Source organism: Shinella sp. M31, assembly GCF_049199205.1.
Classification (GTDB): domain Bacteria; phylum Pseudomonadota; class Alphaproteobacteria; order Rhizobiales; family Rhizobiaceae; genus Shinella.
The window spans coordinates 41495-63779 of record NZ_JBLZPH010000132.1 but is presented as its reverse complement, the minus strand read 5'-3'; the positions used below and the strand labels follow the sequence as shown (position 1 = coordinate 63779).

At 63.7% G+C, this 22285-nt stretch carries 20 protein-coding genes and 1 pseudogene; 2 read left to right on the top strand and 19 right to left on the bottom strand.

All coding sequences use genetic code 11. The features are described 5' to 3' along the window. Positions 1 to 555 (bottom strand): annotated as a pseudogene (locus ACOZKU_RS21205) (sugar ABC transporter substrate-binding protein); the annotation flags it as partial. A 158-nt stretch (positions 556 to 713) separates the two neighbouring features. Here ACOZKU_RS21205 and ACOZKU_RS21200 point away from each other — a divergent pair. Next, entirely contained in the window at positions 714 to 1502 is a 789-nt protein-coding gene (locus tag ACOZKU_RS21200; protein WP_314088472.1) for an IclR family transcriptional regulator, read from the top strand. A gap of 11 nt (positions 1503 to 1513) precedes the next feature. Here the strand turns inward: ACOZKU_RS21200 and ACOZKU_RS21195 are convergent, their stop codons facing one another. The 9 genes from ACOZKU_RS21195 to ACOZKU_RS21155 form a co-directional block, all read right to left on the bottom strand. Continuing rightward, complete coding sequence (locus tag ACOZKU_RS21195) at positions 1514 to 2650, bottom strand: extracellular solute-binding protein (protein ID WP_421580558.1); 1137 nt, start codon at positions 2648 to 2650, stop codon at positions 1514 to 1516. After that, positions 2647 to 3798, bottom strand: a complete 1152-nt coding sequence (locus ACOZKU_RS21190; RefSeq protein ID WP_421580557.1) for a CaiB/BaiF CoA transferase family protein — start codon at positions 3796 to 3798, stop codon at positions 2647 to 2649. Before ACOZKU_RS21190 ends, ACOZKU_RS21195 begins: the two co-directional genes overlap by 4 nt. A 223-nt stretch (positions 3799 to 4021) precedes the next feature. After that, complete coding sequence (locus ACOZKU_RS21185; RefSeq protein ID WP_314088479.1) at positions 4022 to 5020, bottom strand: dipeptide ABC transporter ATP-binding protein; 999 nt, start codon at positions 5018 to 5020, stop codon at positions 4022 to 4024. Then, on the bottom strand, positions 5017 to 5976 hold the full coding sequence (locus ACOZKU_RS21180; protein ID WP_421580556.1) for an ABC transporter ATP-binding protein: 960 nt from the start codon (positions 5974 to 5976) through the stop codon (positions 5017 to 5019). Before ACOZKU_RS21180 ends, ACOZKU_RS21185 begins: the two co-directional genes overlap by 4 nt. Beyond that, positions 5973 to 6944 carry an ABC transporter permease gene (locus ACOZKU_RS21175; protein ID WP_117370273.1) on the bottom strand — a complete coding sequence of 324 codons (972 nt, stop codon included), beginning with the start codon at positions 6942 to 6944 and terminating at the stop codon, positions 5973 to 5975. The genes ACOZKU_RS21180 and ACOZKU_RS21175 overlap by 4 nt, the downstream gene beginning before the upstream one ends. Further along, entirely contained in the window at positions 6944 to 7939 is a 996-nt protein-coding gene (locus ACOZKU_RS21170) for an ABC transporter permease (RefSeq protein ID WP_421580560.1), read from the bottom strand. Before ACOZKU_RS21170 ends, ACOZKU_RS21175 begins: the two co-directional genes overlap by 1 nt. A gap of 41 nt (positions 7940 to 7980) precedes the next feature. Next, positions 7981 to 9642 carry an ABC transporter substrate-binding protein gene (locus ACOZKU_RS21165; protein ID WP_421580555.1) on the bottom strand — a complete coding sequence of 554 codons (1662 nt, stop codon included), beginning with the start codon at positions 9640 to 9642 and terminating at the stop codon, positions 7981 to 7983. A 14-nt stretch (positions 9643 to 9656) separates the two neighbouring features. Next, on the bottom strand, positions 9657 to 10562 hold the full coding sequence (locus tag ACOZKU_RS21160) for a proline iminopeptidase-family hydrolase (RefSeq protein ID WP_421580554.1): 906 nt from the start codon (positions 10560 to 10562) through the stop codon (positions 9657 to 9659). 21 nt (positions 10563 to 10583) lie between these two features. Further along, positions 10584 to 12089 (bottom strand): leucyl aminopeptidase, encoded by a 1506-nt coding sequence (locus ACOZKU_RS21155; protein WP_421580553.1) that lies wholly within the window; start codon positions 12087 to 12089, stop codon positions 10584 to 10586. Positions 12090 to 12356: 267 nt separating this feature from the next. Here ACOZKU_RS21155 and ACOZKU_RS21150 point away from each other — a divergent pair, with 267 nt between their 5' ends. Beyond that, positions 12357 to 13259, top strand: a complete 903-nt coding sequence (locus tag ACOZKU_RS21150; protein WP_421580552.1) for a LysR family transcriptional regulator — start codon at positions 12357 to 12359, stop codon at positions 13257 to 13259. Positions 13260 to 13284: 25 nt separating this feature from the next. Here the strand turns inward: ACOZKU_RS21150 and ACOZKU_RS21145 are convergent, their stop codons facing one another. The 9 genes from ACOZKU_RS21145 to ACOZKU_RS21105 all read right to left on the bottom strand — a co-directional run bounded on the left by ACOZKU_RS21145 (position 13285) and on the right by ACOZKU_RS21105 (position 22157). Beyond that, positions 13285 to 15042 (bottom strand): ABC transporter ATP-binding protein, encoded by a 1758-nt coding sequence (locus ACOZKU_RS21145; RefSeq protein WP_421580551.1) that lies wholly within the window; start codon positions 15040 to 15042, stop codon positions 13285 to 13287. A 331-nt stretch (positions 15043 to 15373) separates the two neighbouring features. Further along, positions 15374 to 15535: a hypothetical protein gene (locus ACOZKU_RS21140; protein WP_421580550.1), complete on the bottom strand. Its 162-nt coding sequence runs from the start codon at positions 15533 to 15535 to the stop codon at positions 15374 to 15376. 282 nt (positions 15536 to 15817) lie between these two features. Then, a complete protein-coding gene (locus ACOZKU_RS21135; protein ID WP_421580549.1) occupies positions 15818 to 17323 on the bottom strand; it encodes an aldehyde dehydrogenase family protein in 1506 nt (501 codons plus the stop codon). A gap of 162 nt (positions 17324 to 17485) precedes the next feature. Further along, complete coding sequence (locus ACOZKU_RS21130; protein ID WP_117370281.1) at positions 17486 to 17833, bottom strand: cupin domain-containing protein; 348 nt, start codon at positions 17831 to 17833, stop codon at positions 17486 to 17488. Between the two features lie 28 nt (positions 17834 to 17861). Beyond that, complete coding sequence (locus ACOZKU_RS21125; RefSeq protein WP_421580548.1) at positions 17862 to 18224, bottom strand: cupin domain-containing protein; 363 nt, start codon at positions 18222 to 18224, stop codon at positions 17862 to 17864. Further along, on the bottom strand, positions 18217 to 19509 hold the full coding sequence (locus ACOZKU_RS21120; protein WP_421580547.1) for a nucleotide disphospho-sugar-binding domain-containing protein: 1293 nt from the start codon (positions 19507 to 19509) through the stop codon (positions 18217 to 18219). The genes ACOZKU_RS21125 and ACOZKU_RS21120 overlap by 8 nt, the downstream gene beginning before the upstream one ends. 13 nt (positions 19510 to 19522) lie before the next feature. Then, positions 19523 to 20572, bottom strand: a complete 1050-nt coding sequence (locus tag ACOZKU_RS21115; protein WP_421580546.1) for an ABC transporter ATP-binding protein — start codon at positions 20570 to 20572, stop codon at positions 19523 to 19525. Next, positions 20569 to 21360: an ABC transporter permease gene (locus ACOZKU_RS21110; protein ID WP_421580545.1), complete on the bottom strand. Its 792-nt coding sequence runs from the start codon at positions 21358 to 21360 to the stop codon at positions 20569 to 20571. The genes ACOZKU_RS21115 and ACOZKU_RS21110 overlap by 4 nt, the downstream gene beginning before the upstream one ends. Then, on the bottom strand, positions 21357 to 22157 hold the full coding sequence (locus tag ACOZKU_RS21105) for an ABC transporter permease (protein WP_421580559.1): 801 nt from the start codon (positions 22155 to 22157) through the stop codon (positions 21357 to 21359). Before ACOZKU_RS21105 ends, ACOZKU_RS21110 begins: the two co-directional genes overlap by 4 nt. Positions 22158 to 22285: the final 128 nt, after the last annotated feature.

Sequence of the window (22285 nt, the reverse complement as noted above, 5' to 3'; positions counted from 1 at the left end):
CGCCTGGTCGGTGACCTGCTGCCAGGTGTCAGGCGGCGCGAGATCGTAGCCGTACTTCTCCTTGAACGCCGCCTTCTTGGCGTCGTCCTGGTAGAGGCTCTTCTGGTAGTAGAGCGCCGATACGTCGAACTGTGCGCGCGGCAGCATGACCAGCTTGCCGCCGAGCGTCGAGGACGCGATGTTGGCCGGCACGAAGGCGTCGATTTCTTCCTTCGGCAGGAGCGCATTCAGGTCGGTATAGATATCCGGGTACTGCGGGGCGAAGGACGAATGGTTCGAGCCGACGCACCAGGTGATGTTGCCGGTCGCGATGTCCGACTTGATCTCCTTGTCCAGCTCGAAATGGTTCTTCTTCGAGAGAACGTTCACCTTCGCGCCGGTCGCCTTTTCCCAATCGGCGATGCGCGCATAGAGCGCCTCGTACTGCTGACCGCCGATGAGCTTCGCATCGATGGTGACGCCATCGAACTTGCCCGGCAGATCGGCTGCGAGCACAGACCCGGCCCACGCGCAGATCACGGCACCGGCGGCAACGCCGGCTAGAAATCTCGTCATCTTCTCCTCCCAAGTGGCTTTTCGCCAGCCCTTACCAATAAGAGCTTCATTCATATACAAACCATTTATTCACCCTTCGTCAAGTGATAACTGAAAACGTTCGATTGTCACGACTGATTTATGCGTATATGAAATTGTCTATTCACAGGGGATGGCGCGTGTCAGAAGACGAAAACGATCGCTACAGGGCGCCGGCGCTCGACAAGGGCCTGGATATCCTCGAACTTCTCGCCGCCGTGGATGGCGGGCTCACCCAGGCGGAGATCGCCAAGCGGCTCGACCGCAGTCCGAACGAATTCTACCGGATGCTCGACCGTCTGGTGAAACGCGGCTATGTCACGCGCATCGACGGCGACCGTTTTTCGCTCACGCTCAAACTCTTCGGCCTCGCCCAGCTCCATGCCCCGGTGCGGCGGCTCGTCTCCTTCGCGGTTCCCCTGATGCGCGAGCTTGCCGAGACCTCACGGCAGGCCAACCAGCTCGTCGTGTTCGACCGTGGCAATCCCGTCGTCATCGCCCAGCAGGAAGCGCCCGGCTATTGGGGCATTTCCATCCGCGTCGGCTCGCGCATCAGCCTGTTCGAAACCGGCTCCGGCCACGCCTTGCTGGCCTTCCGCTCGCCGCAGGAGCGCATGCGCATGATCGCCGAAAATGTCGGCAGCGGCGGCGAGGACGGGCGCGCGACGCCGGAATTCCTGGCACGCCTCGACCTCATCCGCTCGCGCGGCTACGAGATGATGCCGAGCGCCCAGACGGCTGGCGTCATCAACCTTTCGGCCCCGGTTCTCGGCGCCGATGGCACTGCGATCGCAGCCCTCACCGTGCCCTATATCACGCTGATCAATACACCGGCGGCACCCGACATCTCCACGACGATCCAGCTCCTCATGGAAGCGACCAAGACGCTGTCCGACATGGCAGGCGCCGGCTTTTCGGCCGAGGACTGAAGCGCCGGGCCCTACCGGAAACTCTTCAGGAAGAGATCGTTCAGGTCCGCAATCGCCCTGGCCGCCGGCTCACGGCTCGTCACGGCCTGATTGATGCGTTCGGAAGCTGCCGCCTGGAACGGCATGTAGCCGTCATGGCGCGGCCGCAGCCATCCGCCTTCCAGCGTCTTTCGCGTCTCCCGGTAGAAGCCGAGCGTGGCGGCATTCGCCGCGTCGTCTTCCCAGCCCGCTGCATGACCGCATTGACCGCCCGAACGCCAGTAACGATCAGCCTGAACCGGGCCGCTGGCGATCCAATAAGCGAAGTCGATGGCCGCTTCCCGGTTTTCAGAGAAGGCCGAAACGGCAATGCCCGTGCCGCCGAGCGCCGAGCCTGTCGGCCCTGCCTCCCCGGCCACCGGCATATCCGAAAAGGCGATGCGGTTCGCGCGGAAACCGTCCAGCGAATAGCTGACATAACCGTAGATCAACGGCGAGACGGTGTAGGGCGAGCCTGCCTCGCCCATCCTGTCCAATGCCGCGATGGGATCCATGCCGAGGCAATCGGGATCGACCAGCGCCGCCAGTTCGCGGATCATCTCAAGCGCCTGCACGCCGATCTCCGCATCGGCGAAGGGCTGCTCCCTCTCGACCGAACACGGCCGGCCGAGATTGCCGCAGAGCGAGAAGAGAGACATCAGCGAATGCGGCGCACGCAGCGTTAACAGCGCTTCGCCGGCCCTTGCCAGGTCGAGCACCTCATCCCACGTCCGGGGCGCGGCATTCAGCCGGTCGGGCCGATAGGCCAGCACCTGCGTGGCGGCATCGATCGGGAAACCCCATTGCGCGCCCTGCCAGTTGTAGCTCGGGAAGGAGGCCCCGACGCTTCCGTCCGCAAGGGCCGCAAATTCCGCCTCCCGGCCCGGCATATCGAGCGGCGCAAGGCAATTCTCCGCCGTGATCTGGCCGACATGCGGATGGTCGATCACGATGAGATCGTAGCGGCGGGCAAGCTCCTCGACGGGAAAGCTCTCGAAATCCTGCAGCGAGCGCTTGTCCCATTCGACGCGCACGCCGGTCCGCTCCAGCCAATCCTCGGAGCAGGCGACCATCGGATCGTAACCGCGCGGATGGCTCCAGGTCATGCCCTTCAGCGTGATGCCGCTCATGCGAATTCCTCCCGGATGCGCGCGGTATGCTCGCCGATGCGCGGCGCGGCACGGCCACCGGACGGCCGCGCACCATCGACGCGGATCGGGCAGCGGGTCGTGCCGATGGTGACATCGTCCTCCCGCGTCACCGTCTGCAGCATGTCGAGGATCTGGAAGCCTTCGCTCGTCAGAAGCTCCGGCCATTCCAGCACCTTCGAGCACCAGATATCGGCAGGCTCGAGGATGGACAGCCAATGGTCGATCGTTTCGGTGGCGATGCGCGCCGCGATGATCTGCTTGATCGTATCGCGCTCGGTAAACCAGGCCTTGGCGTCGTCGCTGTAAATAGCGAGCGCCTCGAGACCCAGCAGATCCTGCAAGCGGCCGATCGGCGTCATGGCGATGGCGAGATAGCCGTCCTTGGCCGGATAGACGCCATAAGGCGCCGAAAGATAGGCGTGCGCGCTGCGGAAACCGGAGCGTTTCGGCCGGCGGCCGCCGTCGTTGAGATGGGTGGTCAACACCTCGAACTGGAAATCGACGAGGCTTTCCAGCAGGCTGGTCTGGATATGCGCGCCCTTGCCGGAAATACCCCGGCGCACGAGCGCCGCAAGGATGCCCTGGCAGGTATTGGCGCCGGCCAGCATGTCGGCGACGGCAAGGCCGAAGGGCACCGGCCCCTGCTGCTCGTCGCCGTTCAGCCACATCAGCCCGGAGCGGGCCTGCGCGAGAAGGTCCTGCCCCGGCCGCATGACCCAGGGCCCCTCCTCACCATAACCGCTGATCGAGGCATAGACGATAGCCGGATTGATCGCCTTCACCGCCTCGTAATCGAGGCCGAGCCGCTCGATGACGCCGGGCCGGAAATTCTGGATGACGACATCCGCCGTGCCGATCAGCTTGCGCAGGAAAGCCAGATCCTCGGCATTCTTCAGGTCGATGCCAAGGCTTTCCTTGCCGCGGTTGATGGCGTGGAACAGCGTCGAATCCCCGCCCACCTCGGTATCGCTGAGATAGAGACGTCGCGAAAGATCGCCGCCGTCGGGCCGCTCGATCTTGATGACGCGGGCGCCAAGATCGAGCAGCCGCAGCGAGCAATAGGGCCCCGATAGGAACTGGCTCATATCGATGACGGTCAGGCCGGCCAACAGTCCGTTGTCGTCCATTTTCTCCCCCCGCGCCGAACCGAAAGCACCGCGCAATTTCTATGTGAATTCTTCCTTTATATATGAGTGAGCGATGAACGCTGTCAAGACACGCGTGGCAAACCAGAGCGTGGCAGGGAAAACCCGCCGAAGGAGAGGAATCCTTTCAGGGTGCTGGCGCACTCGACGAAAAAAGGGAGCAGTTTGCGTGCTCCCTTTTCGTTCTCGTCCCGAAAGCTGCCGTCTAAAGCGTCGGGAAATGGCAGGCGACCTTGCGGCCAGCGCCGAAGGCTTGCGGCTCGGGGCGCTCGGTACGGCAGCGATCCCGGGCAATCGGACAGCGCGGGTGGAAGCGGCAGCCGGAGGGCGGGTTGAGCGGGCTCGGCACGTCACCGGTCAGGAGGATGCGCTTGCGCGATCCGCCGGGCGTCGTCTCCACCACGGGTACCGCCGAGATCAGCGCCTGGCTGTAGGGATGGGCAGGTGCTGAAAACACCGCTTCCGCAGGCCCCTCCTCGACAACCGACCCCAGATACATCACCGCGATGCGTGTCGAGACCTGACGCACCACCGAAAGGTCATGGGCGATGAAGATATAGGTGAGACCGAGCTTTTCCTGAAGATCGGCGAGCAGGTTGACGATCTGCGCCTGCACCGACACGTCGAGCGCCGAGACCGGCTCGTCCAGCACCACCAGATCCGGATTGAGGGCGATGGCGCGGGCAATGCCGACACGCTGGCGCTGACCGCCGGAAAATTCATGCGGATAGCGCGCGACGTGGTCCGGCAGCAGGCCGACGATATCGAAGAGTTCGGCGACACGCCTGTCGATCTCGGCGGCGGAAAGTTTCGTATGGATACGCAGCGGCTCGGCGACGAGATCACCGACGCGGCGGCGCGGATTGAGTGAAGCCGAGGGGTCCTGGAACACCATCTGGAGCCGGCGGCGCAGCGGGCGCATCTCCCGCAGCGATTTGCCGGTGATGTCGTCGCCTTCGAAAAACAGCTGGCCGCCGGTGATGTCGTAGAGCCGGACCAGGCAGCGCGCGAGCGTCGACTTTCCGCAGCCGGATTCGCCAACGAGCCCGAGCGTTTCGCCGCGCCGCACCGTCAGCGAGACATTATCGACGGCATGCACGGTGCGCCGGCCCTCCGCCGAAAATCGGGTGCCGATGGAAAACCGCTTCACCAGCGCGCGGGTTTCGAGGATGGGGCCTTCTGTCGTCGTCATCGTGTCGCTCATGCTTGCGCCTCCAGAAAGCAGGCGGCGGCGTGGGGGCCATCCCCGAGAGCGGGCTTCCCGGCGATGCAGGCGTCGAAACGCAACGGACAGCGCGGCCCGAAGGCGCAGCCCTGCGGCAGGCGCAGCAGCGACGGCGGCGAGCCGGGAATGGCCGGCAGGCGGCGCGGCTTTTCGCCGGTCAACGGCGGGATTGAGCCGAGCAATGCGCGGGTATAGGGATGGCGCGGATCGGAAAACAGCGCCGTCCGATTGCCGCGCTCCACCACCCGCCCCGCATACATGACCATCACCCGGTCGGCGAGTTCGGAGACCACGCCCATATCGTGCGTGATGAAGACGACCGCCGAATTGTGCGTGGTGCGCAGCTTGCGCACGAGATCGAGGATGCCAGCCTGCACGGTCACGTCGAGCGCCGTCGTCGGCTCGTCTGCGACGAGCAGCGCCGGATTGCAGGAGAGCGCCATGGCGATGACGGCGCGCTGGCGCATGCCGCCGGACAGCTGGTGCGGATAACGCGACATGGCCTCGCGCGGATTGGGGAAATTCACCTCCGCAAGAAGCTCCTCCACCCGGTCCAGCGCCTTCGCCTTGCTGATATTCTGATGGGCGCGGATCTGCTCGGCGATCTGCCAGCCGATGGTATAGACCGGCGTCAGCGCCGTCATCGGATCCTGGAAGATCATGGCGATCTCGTTGCCGCGCAGGCGGCGCAGCTCCTTGGCCGGCAGGCCGATCAGCTCGCGGCCCTTGTAGCGGATCGAGCCCTCGATCGTCGCATTGGGATCGGTGATCAGCCCCATGACGGCGAGCAACGAGACGGTCTTGCCGGAGCCGGATTCGCCGACGACGCCGAGGATTTCGCCCTCGTCGAGATCGAAGGATACGCCGTCGATAGCCCGCACGAAGCCGTCTTCGGTGCGGAACGAGACTTTCAGGTCGCGCACGGAGAGCATCATGACGTCCTCACGCGGGGATCGAGAAGGATATAGACGAAATCGACCACCGCATTGGCGATGACCACGAACATCGAGGCATACATCACAGTCGCCATAATCATCGGCAGATCGAGGTTCTGCATCGCGTCATAGGTGAGTTTTCCGATGCCGTTGAGGCCGAAGACCACCTCGGTCAGCAGTGCCGAACCGCCGACGAGCGCGCCGAAATCGAGACCGAACAGGGTGACGAAGGCGATCAGCGAGGTGCGCAGCGCATGGCGCAGCAGAATGCGCGTCTCCGAGAGACCTTTCGCCCGCGCGGTGCGGATGAAGTCCTCCTGCATGGATTCGATGATCGCGGCGCGCAGCACGCGGCCATAGATGCCGATATAAAGCACGGCAAGCGTGATCCACGGAATGACCAGCGTCAGGAACCAACCCTTCGGATCGCTCATCAGCGGTTTATAGCCGAGCGGCGGCACCCAGGAGAACAGCCAGGTGTCGTGATAGCGGCTCTGGGTGATGAGGTTCATCACCTCGCCGAGCCAGTAGACCGGCATGGAGATACCGATGAGACCGAGCGCCATCAGAAGCTTGTCCAGCCAGCTGTCGCGCGTGGCGGCCGCGACGATGCCGATGATCACGGAGACCACGACCCACAGGATCGCCGCGCCGAAGACCAGCGACAGCGTGACCGGGATGGCGTCGAGCACGGCGGGCACGACCTTCCAGCCGCGATTGACGAAGGAGGTGAGATCGCCTGTCACAAAGATCTTCTGCATCATCAGGCCGTACTGGACATAGAGCGGCCGGTCAAAGCCGAAGGAATGGCGCACGGCCTCCAGCACCTCCGGCGAGGCATTGCGTCCGGCGATGCGTGCCGCCGGATCGGAGCCGGGCGTGGCGAAGAAGATCAGAAAGACGATGACGGAAATGCCGAACATCACGAACAGCATCTGACCGAAGCGGCGCAGGATGGCGTAGATCATCAGGTGCGCCCCAGTTGAACCTTCGAGCGCGGGTCGAGCGCATCGCGCAGACCGTCACCGAAGACGTTGAGCGCCATCACGGCCAGCGCAATGGCAATGCCGGGCGCCAGCGCCACGAGCGGACGGGTGTAGAGCAGCGCCTGGCCGTCCTGGATGATCGTGCCCCAGCTCGCGGCCGGCGGCTGCACGCCGATCGACAGGAAGGACAAAGCCGATTCCGTCAGCATGTTCAGCGCCATCATCAGCGGCACGAAGACGATGAGCGTCGTCGTGATGTTCGGCTGGATGTCGCGCCAGAGGATGCGCCAACCGGGCACGCCGAGATTGATGGCGGCCAGCACGAACTCGCTGTTGCGCAGCGACAGCACCTGGCCGCGGATGGGCCGCGCCACATAGGGTATGTAGACGATGCCGATGATGATGACGGGCAGCCAGAGGCTGCCGGACTCGATGGTAACAGGCCCGATGGAGATGCCGGCGGTGATGGTGACGATGGAAAGCGAGATCGCCAGCAGATAGATCGGGAAGGCCCAGAGGATATCGAGCAGGCGCGACAGGATCGTGTCCGTCACCCCGCCGAAATAACCGGCGACGAGGCCGGCCGTCGTGCCGACGATCAGCGTGAAGACGGTCGCGGCCGCCGCGATCATCAGCGAGCTCAGCCCGCCATAGAGCAGCCGCGCCATGACGTCCCGCCCCTGATTGTCCGCGCCGAGGAAGTAGTTGCCGAGCTCCCAGGTCGGGCCGATCGGCGTGTAGCCGAGGCCGAGACCTTCGGTGGAGGCCTCCATCACCGGCACTTCGACGCCATCGACATGGATGACGGCATCAAGCGTCGATGTGAACGGATCCACGCCCGCCCAGCGCGCATAAAGCGGTGCGCTGAGGCAGGAAAGGACGATGACGACGACGATGGCCAGGGACGCCATGGCGGCCCTGTTGCGTCTCAATCGCGCAAAAGCGAGGGCCCAAGGCCCTCGCGTCCGGCGCTGCACGGCAACGGCTTCATTCGACACGCAATCCCCTCCGGCGGGTGTTACTGCACCCAGGACTGGGTGATCATCCAGTTGAACTGACGGTTGAACTGGAAATTGCCGAGGCGCTTGCTGACGAAGTCGAGGCGCTTGGGCGTGAAGAGGCCGACGGCCGGAGCCTGATCGGTGACTTCACGGTCGATCTCGGCCCACATCGCATCAGCAGCAACCTGATCGGTTACGCCGAGGTCGAGCGCCTTCTGCATCTTCTCGTCGATCTTCGCATCGCAGAAGCCGGCAATGTTGATCGAGGCGTCCGAGCCTTCGCGGAACGAGGCGCAGCCGAACAGGATGTGCAGGAAGTCGGAGGCCGCCGGATAATCCTTGTACCACTGCGTCACCGACATCTGCACCTTGTTGTTGGTGTTCTGGATATAGGTGAACTGGATGTTGGCGGAGATCGGCTTGACGTCGGCGACATAGCCGATGCTCGTCAGCACGCTCTGCAGATAGACGCCGATCGAACGGGAAACCGCGGTATCCTCGACGATGATCGTGACCTTCTGGCCCTTCGTGCCGGATTCCTCGACCAGCTGCTTGGCCTTTTCGAGATCAGGGGCCGACCACTTGGCACCCGGATCCTTCGTATAGGGGCAATAGTCGACATGGCCGGGGAAGTCCGGCGGCAGAACCTGGCAGACCGGCGAGGCGAGAACCTTGCCGCCGAACAGCTTGACCAGTGTGTTGCGGTCGATGGCGAAGGCGACCGCCTGGCGGGCCTTGACGTTGTCGAAAGGAGCGAGACGCGTGTTGAGCGGCGCATACCACCAGGCCGAGAGCGGCGCGATATGCAGCTGGTCTTGGTACTTGGTGCCGAGTTCGGCGAGGCGATCGCTCGGCAGCGCGTCGAACATCCAGTCGGCTTCTCCGTTCTGGATCGCCGTCACGGCCGCTTCTTCCGAAAGGCCGAAATCGTACTGCACGACATCGGGATAGCCGTCCGGCTGCGCCTCTTCGCTCCACTGCTTGAAATGCGGATTGCGCGAGACGGTCATGCCCTTGTTGGGGTCGAAGGCCGAGATCATGTAGGGGCCGGTGCTCGGGATCGGCACGGAGCCGGCGTCCTCGGCCGGCGTATCGGCCGGCAGCGTCACGGCATGCGGCAGCGCGAGCTTGTAGAGGAGCTCGGCATCCGGCTTGACGATGTTGATCGTCACCGTACCGGCGGCCTCGTCCCCCACGACGCCGCCTTCCAGCGTGCAGCTCTTGGTGTCAGCAAGGCATTTGTCGGCGCCAACGATGCCAGCATAGAAGGTGCCGGAGGTCGGGCCGGAGACCTTGAAGATGCGCTGGAACGAGGCGACCACGTCCTTCACGCCGACCTCCTGCCCGGTGGAGAACATCACGCCCTTGCGCAGCTTGAAGGTGAAGGTCTTGCCGTCGTTGGAGACTTCGGGCAGTGCCTCGGCGAGATCGGGAACGATGGTGAAGCCGTCCATGCCCTCGGCCTTGCGGAAGGCGACGAGGCCGTCATAGATCGGCTGGTACATCTGCCAGCCTTGATCGGTGTAGTTGATGTGCGGATCGAGCGTGCCGGCCGCCGAGCGGGCGAGCAGGCGCATGGTGCCGCCACGGTGTTCCTGAAGGTATTCGGCCTTGGCCGGGGCGAGCGACGCACCGGCGAAGAGGGCGATGGCGGAGGCCGTCAAAAGCAGTTTCTTCATGTCTGTCCCCTTTTCTATCGATCGTTCTGATTGAGGAAGTCGCCGACGATGCGCATGCAGTCTTCCTGCTCCTCGACATGCGGCATATGGCTGGACTGTTCGAATATTTTCCAGCGCGCGCCTTTGATGCCGTCCTTGAAGGGCTGCACCGTCGCGGGCGTGGCTTCGTCGTAACGCCCGGAAATGATGAGCGTGGGCACGTCGATGGACGAAAGACGGTCGATGACGCTCCATGTCTTCAGCGTGCCGATGACATGGAATTCGTTAGGCCCGTTCATCAGCGTATAGACGGTGGGATTGCGCGCCGCCTGCTCGAAGCTCGCCGTCACCTCCGGCGGGAACGGCACGACGCGGCAGACATGCCGCTCGTAGAAGACCATGGTCGCCGCCTGATAGTCGGCGTGATCGGTCGTGCCGGCCGTCTCGTGTCGTGTCAGCGTGTCCTGCACGTCCTGCGGCAGGTCGGCCCGCAGGCGGTTCGCCTCCTCGACCCAGAGCTTCATCGACGCCGGCGAATTGGCGATGGTCAGCGAGGCCAGACCATCAGGCTGCAAAACGGCATATTCGGCGCCCAGCATGCCGCCCCAGCTCTGGCCGAGCACATGGAAGCCGCCGCGGACGCGGAGATGATCGACGAGGTTTTCCAGCTCGTCGATGAAGAGCTGCGGCGTCCAGAAATCGGCACCCTTTTCCGGCAACAGCGTGGAATTGCCGCAGCCGAGCTGGTCGTAGTGGATGACGGCACGTCCATCGCGGGCGAGCAGCTTGTAGGCATCGACATAATTGTGCGCGACGCCCGGCCCGCCATGCAGGATGACCACCGGCAGCTTGCCGCTGTTAAGGTCGCCGCTCACGCGATACCAGGTTTCATAGCCCCGGAAGGGTGCGCGTCCCTCGATGCTGGTGATATCAGCTGCCATGTTCTCTCCTCCCATGGCCGCCTAGGCGCCCCGCCTGTTCGTCTGCACCCATTCCTCCAACATCTGCACACCGAAGGCGGTGGCGCCTTCCCGGCCGAGCGGACGATCCTCCGGGAAAAGCTCCTTGCCGGCAATATCGAGATGCACCCAGGGGCGGCCTTCCGTGAAATGGCGCAGGAACGCCGCCGCATAGGGTGCGTCGCCGTCCTCCATATCCTTGGCATGATGGCGCAGATCGGCAAGCGGCGATTTCAGACCCTCGTCATAGGCCGGGTCAAGCGGCAGACGCCAGAAGCGCTCGCCGACGACCTCGCCGGCCGCGATCATCTGGGCGGCGATCGCGTCATCGGTGCTGAACAGGCCGGCGAAGATCGAACCGAGGCCGCGCATGACCGAATAGGTAAGCGTTGCCAGATCGACGATGGCCGATGGCTCGAAGCGCGTGGCGGTGTAATAGAGGCAGTCGGCGAGGATCAGCCGGCCCTCCGCATCCGTGTCAAACACCTCGACCGTCTGGCCCGAGCCGGTGGTAATGATCTCGCGCGGCTTCAGCGCCGTACCGGACGGCAGGTTTTCCGCAATCCCGAGAACGCCGACGACATGAACACGGCTCTTCTGCCGCGCCAGCGAGAGGAGGAGGCCGACGACGGCGGCGGCACCACCCATATCGGCCTTCATGTCGAACATCTGCGCACCGCCCTTGATGCAGAGGCCGCCGGAATCGAAACAGACCCCCTTGCCGACGAAGGCGAGCGGCTGCTCGCCCGATCCCTCGCCGCGATAGCGCAGGACCGCGATCTTCGGCGCCCGCACGGAACCGGAACCGACCGCCAGGATCGCATTCATGCCGAGGTCCTTGAGCCGGTCGGCGTCGAGAATCTCGACGCCGATACCGGCTGCACGCAGCGGTTCGAGATGCTCGGCGAAACTGTCGGGGTGGAGATGGTTCGGCGGCAGGTTGACGAGGGTGCGGGCATATTCGACGCCCTCGCCCACGCCATTGGCGCGGACCAGCGCGGCCTCAAGCGCAGTCTTGTCTGCACCGACCAGCTGGAATTTCCAGGCCTTGTCGGCGGCGGCGATCGGCCGCTTGTTGCGCAGGTCGAAGCGATAGCGCCGTAGCCGCAGGCCAAGCGCGACACGGGCGAGGATTTCGGCCTCCGAGAGGCCGGCATCCGCGATGGGATCGAGGACCAGCGTCGCAGCAGCCTCGCCCTTGTCCTCCAGGTGCGCGGCAAGGCTGCCCCCGGCTTTCGCCAGCGAGAGCGCGTTGATGGCCTCAGCCTTGCCGAGCGAAAGCATGACCACACGATGGGCAGCGACACCCTGCGGCGGAACGAGATCGATGCAGCTGCCGGCTTCGGCAGGGGCGGAACAGGCGCGCGCAATCATCCCGCCTGCGGCAGCATCAAGCGCTGCTGCACGCGGGCCAAGGCCCTGTCCGTCGGCTTTCAGGATGACAATGACGGGCGCATCGGTGGCGATGGCGTCAGCCGCTTCGAAGACCGGGACGGGCGATTGGGGCATGAAGACTACTTCCTGTTACAGCAACGCAAGGCTGGCTGCACGGACATGTCCCACCGCGAGGGCGGCATGTACCGCCGGTCCGCAAACGATGGCCGTGCCGGAAACCAGCCATCACCGATGGCGGATGGTGCCAGAGCAAATAAACGTTTTCTCATGGCGACTTAGGGGCTCCTTTCAAATCGGTAGCGCCGAAGGGGCCGGGCGTTCAAGCGTCAATTTCGTCCATATCGATTGACAAAAACTCAGGTGATATTCCATGGTCCTGCCATGGCCTTACCTTCACTCAACGGCATGCGCGCTTTCGAGGCCGCCGCACGCCTCGGCAGCATCAAGGACGCGGCGGAAGAGCTGCATCTGACGCCCTCGGCAGTGAGCCGGCATATCCGCACGCTGGAGAAAACGCTGGGCCAGGAACTGTTCGAACGCGGCTTCCGGCAGGTAACGCCGACGATGCGCGGCTCCTACTATGCCCGCACGCTTTCGGAGGCTTTCGAAACAATCTGGCGCGCGACGGAGGACGTCAGTCTTCAGGACGGGCCGCGCAGCCACAAGGCGCAGCGCGTCAAGCTGATGTGCGAGCCGACCTTCCTCAATCTGTGGCTGGCCGACCGCCTGCCGAACTTCCGTCGCCTGCATCCGAGCGTCGACCTGGAAATCTCCACGTCGGGCAAGCGCACCAATGTCGATCTCGCCATTATCGACGAGTTCGTCTATAAGGCCGGCCCGGCGCTGTCCCTGATGATCCCGCTGCTCTTGACGCCGGTCTGCGCGCCCGCCCTGCTGGAAGGGCCGGTACCGCTTCGCTCCCCCGCCGATCTCGTACATCATCATCTCATCCACGAATGCGAGACGACGCGCTGGAAACAATGGCTGGAGCAGGAAGGCGTTTCCGATGCCGGCATTCCGGCGAGTTCCACGCTACACGACTGCACGCTCATCATGCGCGAGGCGATGAACGGTGCCGGCGTGGCGCTGGCCGACACGATCATGGCGGAAGACCTTTTGCGACAGGGCAAGCTCGTCGCCCCCTTCGCCGCCCGCCATGCCTATCCGGCCGGCTACTATCTCCAGCAGCGCCGCAGCGTCGGCAACAAGGCCGGCGCGAGCGTCTTTCAGGACTGGCTGCTCGCCGAGGTCGCCGAACACAAGCGCGCGATGGATATCGAATAGAACAGCAGCGGCGAACGCTGTGCGACTATCCCTTGAGCTGGAACGGACGCACCGATCCGCCTTCGCTCTGCGCGGCCTGGAGATTGCGGTAGCGACCGTTCTTCCTCGCGATGAGATCGGCATGGTTGCCGCTTTCGACGATGCGTCCATCGTCGACGACGAGGATGCGGTCGGCATTGGCAATGGTGGCAAGGCGGTGGGCGATGACCAGCGTCGTGCGGCCCGCCGAAAGCTCGGCCAGCGACTGCTGGATCGCCCGCTCCGTCTCCGTATCGAGCGCCGACGTCGCCTCGTCGAGGATGAGGATCGGCGGATTCTTCAGGAAAATGCGCGCGATGGCGAGGCGCTGTTTCTGGCCACCCGACAGTTTCACGCCGCGCTCGCCGATGATCGTGTCGAGCCCATCGGCGAGGTTGGCGATCACGTCGTCGAGGCGCGCGCGCCGGGCGGCATCGAGGATTTCCGTTTCCGTGGCATCGAGCCGGCCATAGGCGATGTTTTCGCGCACCGAACCGGCAAAGAGGAAGACGTCCTGCTGCACGATGCCGATATTGGAGCGCAGCGACCGGAGCGTCATGTCCCTGATGTCGATACCATCGATGGCGATCGTGCCCGCCGTGATCTCGTAGAAGCGCGGCAGGAGCGAGCAGATCGTCGTCTTGCCGGCACCGGAGGGGCCGACGAAGGCAATGGTCTCGCCGGCCTTGATCGATACGTTCAGTCCGTGGAACACCGCCTTGTCGGCGGTATAGCCGAAGCCGACGTCGCGGTATTCGATATCGCCTTTGAGACGGCGCACATCCTTTGCGTCCGCGCGGTCGCGGATATCGGGCTCGGTATCGAGAAACTTCGTGTAGCGCTCGAAGCCGGCAATGCCCTTCGGATAGGTCTCGATGATCGAATTGATCTTGTCGATCGGCCGGAAGAACACGTTGATCAGCAGCAGGAAGCCGACGAAACCGCCGGCCGAAAGCTCGCCATGCACCACAAACCACGCGCCGGCCAGCATCACGACGACCTGTACGAAACGCATGGAGAGGTAGGACAGCGAGGCGGATGCCGCCATCACTTTGTAGGCCTGCATCTTGGTCGTGAGATAGTTGTTGTTGCTCTCGGCAAACAGTTTTCGCTCGTGATCCTCGTTGGCGAAAGCCTGCACGACACGGATACCGCCGACATTTTCCTCGATGCGGGCATTGAAATCGGCGACGCGGCCATAAAGCGCGTGCCAGGTCGCGGTCATGCGCGCGCCGTAATGCGTGGTGACCCAGGCCGTCAGCGGCACGATGACGGCAGTGATCAGCGCCAGCGGTACATGCACCCAGAGCATCAGGATGAAGGCCCCGATCAGCGTCATGATGGCGATGAAGAGGTCTTCCGGCCCGTGATGGGCGACCTCGCCGATCTCCTCAAGATCCTTGGTCAGCCGCGCGACGAGATGGCCGGTCTTCTGGTTGTCGAAGTAACCGAAGGAAAGCTTTTGCAGATGGTCGAACGCCTTGCGGCGCATCTCGGCCTCGATGCGCACGCCCAGCATATGGCCCCAATAGGTAACGATGACCTGCAAGCCGGCATTGAAGAGATAGATGAGAAACAGGCCGACGGCGGCAAGCGCGATCACATCGAGCTGGCCGGTCGGCAGGAGGCGGTCGATGAAGAGCGTCACGGCAACCGGGAAGGCGAGCTCCAGCAGGCCGGCCGCGACGGCGGACGTGAAATCGAGCGCGAACAGGCCACGGTGCGGCCGATAATAGCCGGCAAAACGCTTCAAAAGGTCGGACATCGATAAGGCTTTCAGTATCGGCACTGCGACTATGACGATCAACTACCCCGTCTCTTCCACATCCGCGACAAAATTTTGTCCGGGGGAACGGGTTTTGTACGCGGCGGGCAGTATTGCGGGCAGCCACGGTTCGTACTGAATGCAAAATGAGAAAGGTTTGAGCAGCACTGCTGCCGGTCGGCAGATATAGAGCGCAGGCGCAGTTTCGCCCGACAGACGAAAAATCATTCGCGCGGTCTCAGCCACCGGATGCCATCGGAAAAAGGAACGGTAGCGAGCGCCTCTGCCGCTCCGGCTGGCGCTGTTGCTTGCTAAACCGGATTAGGGTCGATCAGCCGACGAAGCCGAAAATGACGGCGCTGACGAAGAGAAAAGCGCCGAAGACGGCGATGTTGCTGACGAGAACCTGCCGCTCGGCACGGCGTGCACGACGATCATTGATGGCGCCAAGTGCGCCATAGGTGGAACGGCCGTCGAGTTTCGCATTGCTCATTCGCCATCATCCCTTCTTGAAGGCCCGTTTTCGGGTCCTTCGGAGGCGCGCAGTCATGCCCGCCTCTTTCTCTGAAAGGAAGTTATATAGGATCCCTATAAGTTTGGTAGGGTATTTATTCTCATTTTCGCCACAGTCGTAAATTCGCGTTTCATAGTTCCGTCATGCGGCAGGCGTCGCGATACGAAATTTCCACGTTTCGCGTTTGAAAGCCCGGATTGCAGCCGAAAAGGCAATTTTGGAGAAAAGAACCGCACGTCGCCACGCTCCAGGCGCCACCCGTCAGACGTGCTTGCGCCCGCCCTCCTCATAGAACCACTCATCCGGATAGGGATACCACCAGCCCTGGATCACCGGCTTATGGTCGATGATGACCATTTTCGAGCGGCGGAAGGCATCGAGGCCGAGTTTCGACAATTCCCGCCCGAGCCCGGATTTCTTCCAGCCGCCGAACGGCAGCGCGTCGTTGTCGATCAGCGGATTGTTGACCCAGACCATGCCGGCTTCAAGCCGATCCGCCGCCTCCATCGCCTCTTCGAGCGAGGTGGTGAAGACGGAAGCGCCGAGGCCGAACTCGCTGTCATTGGCCCGCTCGATCGCCTGGTCGAAATCCTTCACCCGCATGACGGCGGCGACCGGGCCGAAACATTCCTCGCGCAAGATCGCCATATCGGGCGTGCAGTCGATGAGGATGGTCGGCTCGTAGAACCAGCCCGTCAGCTCGCTGTCCGGGATCTTTCCGCCCAGCACGACCGTCGCGCCCTTGGCCTTGGCGTCCTCCACCAGCCGGATGACCTTGGCCCGCGCCGCTTCGCTGACCAGCGGACCGATCTCGGCACGGCCGAGGCCGTTGCCGATACGCAGACGCCGCGCCTCGGCGGCGAACTTTTCTATGAAGGCGTCATGCACGGCATCGACGACGAAGAACCGTTCCGCCGAAGTGCAAACCTGGCCGGACATGTGGAAGGCGGCGGTAACGGCGCCGGCAGCGGCCACATCCAGCGGCGCGTGGGCCGTGATGATCATCGGATCCGAGCCGCCCGCCTCGATGACGGCGGGCTTCATCTGTGCCGCGGCGGCCATGGCCACCGCCTTGCCGGCGGCGACGGAGCCGGTGAAGGCGACCGCATGGGTTTTGGGCGAGGCGATCAAGGCGCTGCCAAGCTCGATGCCGCCCGGCAGGCAGGCGATCAGGCCTTCCGGCAGCGCCTCGAAAACCGGCATGAAGGCCAGGGTCGAGAGCGTCGTTGCCGGCGCGGGCTTTATGATGCAGGCATTGCCGGAGGCAAGCGACGCCGCGACCGTCCAGCACATCAGCAGGATCGGGAAATTGAACGGCATGATGTGCACGCTCGTGCCGAGCGCCTCGTAGCGCGCATGCTGGAAGGAGCCGGCCTGTGTCGTGCCCGCCACCTTGCCGCCCTCGTCTCGGGCCATTTCGGCGAAGTAGCGGAAGGCACCGGCGCAGTTCGCCACCTCGCCGATCGCCTCCGGATAGGGTTTGCCCATCTCGCGCGACATCAGTTCCGCGCAGCGCCGCATGTCCGTCGCCTCGATGCGGTTGGCGATGCGGTGCAGGATCGCCGCCCGCGTCTTCGCGTCGAGCCGTTTCCAGTCGCGCTGCGCCGCAGCAGCGGCATCGAGCACGGCCTCCATGTCTTCCAGCGTCGTGTCGGCGATGGCCCCGACAGTGGCGAGCGTCGCGGGATCGATCACCTGATGGCGCGTGCCCCGGCTCGGGAGATAGGCCGGGTGCCGGTAGAACACGGGTTCGGCGGGGTTGAACATGGCGATATTTCCTTGACGTTCTGCAGGTCGGACCGGTGTTTGCCCCTCACCCCGCCCTCTCCCCGCAAGCGGGGCGAGGGAGACGAGAGGTTGCGGCAAGTCCCTTCTCTCCGCCTGCGGGGAGAAGGTGCCGGCAGGCGGATGAGGGGCAGAAGCCGTGCGTCAGCGGATCATGTAGACCTTCTTCACCGTCTCATGGACAGTGCATTCGCCCTTCCAGTCCTTCGGGAAGAAGGCGGCGGTGTCGGGGGTGATCTCGATCACCTCGCCGCTTTCGTGCACATAGGTGCAGCGTCCTTCGAGGAAGTGGCAGAACTCGTCGCTGGTGACATGGCAGAACCATTTGCCGGGCGTGCAGATCCACAGGCCGCATTCGGACTGGCCGTTCGGGCCCTTGTGGATGACCTTGCCGGAGGTGCGGCTCTCGCCCTCGATCATGGTGGGGATGATGCCCCAATCCTTGAGGTCGGTTTCTTCCAGCGGCTTGCGCATCAGGGGTGTCGCGGTCATGGGATGTTTCCTTTCTTTGTCTTTGGCGTCAGACCAGCATGTAGATGTTGCGCATGGTCTCGATGACGGTGCATTCGCCGGTCCAGCCGCCGGGGAACATGACGACGGTGCCGGCCTCGACCTCGATCACCTCGCCCTCGTCCGAGCGATAGATCGCCCGTCCCGCCACGAAATGGCAGAATTCGTCGCGCGGGATCGACAGGCGCCAGCGGCCCGGCGTGCAGACCCAGATGCCGGATTCCGGCTGGTTGTTCGGCCCCTTGAAGACCAGCCGGCCGGAGGAATGGGACTGACCCTCCTGGCTGTCCGGCTGGTCGCCCCAATCGACGAGATCGGAGAAGGTCGTCGCGTTATGGATATGCGGCGCCGAGGACTTTGTCGTCTCAACCATTGTAGGCACCCGTCTTCACGAGTTCGTCGAGAATGCCGGCGGCCTTCTTCGGGCCGTTGCGGGCCTGCATATGGGCACTCGTCGCGGCAAGGCGCGTCTTCATCGTCGGATTGTTGACGCAGGCCTCGAGCTTTGCGGCGAGGTCGGCATCCGTCCAGTCGTAGCGCGGCATCTTGAAGCCGTGGCCGGTCTCGTCGACGCGCGTCGCATTGTCGTGACCGTCCCAGACATAGGGCATGATGATCGCCGGCTTGCCGAAATAGAGGCACTCCGTGAAGGAGTTGTTGCCACCATGGTGGATCGCCGTGTCGACCTGCGGAATGACCGAAGGCTGCGGGAACCAGCTGTCGACGATGACATTGCCCGGCAGGTTCTCGTACTGGTCTTTGTAGTCGCCAACATTGACCAGCGCCCGATAGGGCAGCTTGCCGATGGTCGTGATCAGGCGCTTCAGGAGGTCCGTATCCCCTGCCCCGAGCGAGCCGAAGGAGATGTAGATCAGCGGCTTGTCGTTATTGTCGGCAAAGGCTGGCACCTCATAGGGCTTTTCCTTCCGCACGCAGCCTTCGAGATACTGGAATTGCTTCGGGTCGAGCGGATGTTCGCGGTCGAACTTCACGGCCTCCGGATAGAGCAGCAGGTTCATGAAGGGCGAGGCCTCGAAGAACTGGCCGATTGGGTAGGCCGCCTCGCCGTTCTCGCCGAGGAAGGCATTGAAATCGTCATGGATCGGCTTGATCACGGCGTTGAAGTGATCGCGATAGGCGGCATGGCCGGCAAAATCCTTCTCGCCGCAGCCGGAAAGATGCGGCGGAATCTTCGGATCCTCGATCTCGTTTTCCGAGCAGGAGATGATGCGCACCCAGGGCGTGCCATATTGCTTGATCGCCGGGAAGAGAATGACGTTGTCGACGCAGATGAGGTCCGGCTTGATCTTCGCCAGCACGGACGGCAGGTCCTTCTGCGCCCATTTGGCGCTGTCGACGATCGCCGTCCAGCAGTCCTTCACATAGTTGTCGATCTGGTCGTAGGGCGATTTGCGGAAGTTCGGGATGTGGCCATTGATGAACTCCTCCCAGAACTTCGCCATCTGCTCGGGCGGCATCGGCTCGGAGAGGTTCACCGCATGGGCCTCGAAACCATAGCCCTCATAGACCGAGACGAAACCGGGGTCGGAGAGGAAGACGGCCTTGTGGCCGAGCGCTTCGACGGCCTGGGCGATGCCGACGGAATTCAGCGCCGGGCCGAAGGCCGCTTCCGGGAAGAATGCGATGGTCTTGGACATAGTGTTCCCCTCTTTATTCTTGGAAGAGCCGGCATTTCGCCGGATCGATCTTGAGGCTCAGCGCATCGCCGATCCTCCAGTTGCCCGCCCCGCTCGCGGGAATACGGACCTGAAGCGGCGTGGCCGTCGCGGTTGTCTTGACATGCAGCACCCGGTCGAGGCCGTGATAGGCGATATTGACCACGGCGCCGGATACCGGCAGGTCGCCGGGCGGGCCGATGACGATATTTTCTGGGCGCACGGCAAGCGTCGCCGGGCCGGCATTGCCCGTTGCCTTCACCTCAAGGCCTTCCGCACGGAAAAGACCGTCCGTGCCGACCGTGCCCTCGATGAAATTCATCACGCCGATGAAATTGGCGACGAAGCGGTCGGCCGGGCGCTCATAGACCTCTTCCGGCGCACCGACCTGCAAGAGGCGGCCACCCCTGAGGATCGCCATGCGGTCGGCCATGACCAGCGCTTCTTCCTGATCGTGCGTGACGATGATGAAGGTGATGCCGGCCTCATGCTGCATGCGCTTCAGCTCGAGCTGCATCTTTTCGCGCAGCTTCTTGTCGAGCGCGCCCAGCGGCTCGTCGAGCAGCAGCACCTTCGGCCGCTTCACCAGTGCGCGGGCAAGCGCCACGCGTTGTTTCTGGCCGCCGGAGAGCTGCTCGGGCTTGCGGTCGGCGAATTGCGTGAGGTCCGTCGTCGCCAGGGTCTCGTCGACCCGGCGGCGGATCTCGGCCCTGTCGAGCCGCTCCATTTCGAGGCCGTAGGACAGGTTCTGACGGACCGTCATATGCGGAAAGAGCGCATAGGACTGGAACATCAGGTTGAGCGGCCGCTTTTCCGGCGGCAGCGGCGAGATGTCCTTGCCTTCCAGCAGGATGCGGCCAGCATTCGGGCTCTCGAAGCCGGCGAGCATGCGCAGAAGCGTGGTCTTGCCGCAGCCGGAAGGGCCGAGCAGCGCGAAGAACTCGTTCTCTCTGATGTCGAGCGTCACATTGTCGACCGCCGTCACCGGCCCGAACGCCTTGCCGACGCCTTCGATGCGCAGGATCGGATTGCTGGATGCGTTCATGGGACCTGCTGTTCTCTGTTGAGCCATTGCGAGATCAAAAGCGCCGTCGCGCTGACGCCCATGACGATGGTGGCGAGCGCATTGACCTCGGGCGTGATGCCGAAGCGGATCATCGAATAGATCTGCATGGGAAGAGTGATGGACGAGCGCCCGGCGCCCGCCGTGAAGAAGGCGATGATGAACTCGTCCACCGAGAGCGTGAAGGCGAGCAGCGCGCCCGCGACGATCGACGGCAGCAGCACCGGGAAGGTGACGCGCCAGAAGGTCGCCCAGCCGGAGGCACCGAGATCGCGCGAAGCCTCGACGATGGAAAAATCGAAATGCTTGAGCCGCGCCCTGACGACCGAGCAGACAAAGGCGAGGTCGAAGATGACATGGCTGATGACGATGGTGTGCAGGCCCATCGCCAGCCCCAGCCGCGAGAAGAAGGTGAGCAGCGCGACGGCCAACACGATATCGGGAATGACCATCGGCGCGAAGGCGAGCGCTTCCAGCCCGTTGCTCTTGCGGCGCCGCGTCTCCATGCCGAGCGCCAGCAACGTGCCGAGCACGGTGGAGATGACGGTGGCGAAGACCGCGACGATGAGCGTGTTGCCGGCGGCGCGCAGGATGTCGGTGTTGGCCAGCAGCGCGCCGTACCAGCGGATGGAAAAGCCGGACCAGGAGGTCGGCAGGCCGCTGCCGTTGAAGGAGAGCAGCACCAGTACGGCGATCGGCAGGTAGAGGAAGCCGAAGACCAGAAGCAGCACGATGCGGCCCGGCAGCTTGCCGGAAAACGAGGCGTTCATTGCGCCGCCTCCCCTTTGCGCTCGCCGATGGCATGCGCCGTGGCGCGCGCTTGCAGGAGAAGCAGCACGATCATGGTGAGGATCAGCGCAGCACCCAGCGCGGCGCCGAAGGGCCAGTCGTTCGCCGTCAGGAACTGGTCGTAGACGAGGTTGCCGACCATCTGGAACCGCCCGCCGCCGAGCAGCGCGGGTGTCACGAAATTGCCGATGGAAAGCACGAAGACGAAGACCCCACCGGCCGCGACGCCCGGCAGGGTGAGCGGCAGCGTGACGCGCAGGAAGGTGCGGATGGGACCGGCGCCGAGATCGCGCGAGGCTTCCATCAGCTCCGGGTTCAGCCGCGAAAGCGTGGAATAGATCGCGAGAATGACGAAGGGCAGATAGTTATAGACGAGGCCGGTGATGACGGCGCTCTCGGTGTAGAGCATCGACAGCGGCTCGCCGCTATAGCCGAGCCAGCGCAGCAGGTTGTTGATCAGGCCCTCGCGGTTCAACAGCACGATCCAGGCGTAAGTGCGGATCAGGTAATTGCTCCAGAAGGGCAGCACCGCAAAGAACAGCAGGATCGGCTGCGACATCCTTGGCGCACGGGAAATCGCGTAGGCCGCGGGATAGGCGATGAGGATCGCCACCACCGTCGCCGTCAGCGCGATGCGCGCGGAATTGAGGAAAATCTTCGCGTAGAGCGGGTCGAGAACGCGGGCGAAATTCTCCAGCGTGAAGGTATATTCCACCCCGCCCCAGACGCCGCGCTGGAAGAAGGCATAGCTCAGCACCAGCACGCATGGCACCACCATGAAGGCGACGAGCCAGGCGACGCCGGGCGCGGCGAGCAGGTTCGGTCTGGTGGCATTGAAGGACAAGGCTTCGCTCCCGCAATGCCCTCACGGCATCGCGCATGAATGGATATCAGGAAGAAATCGCC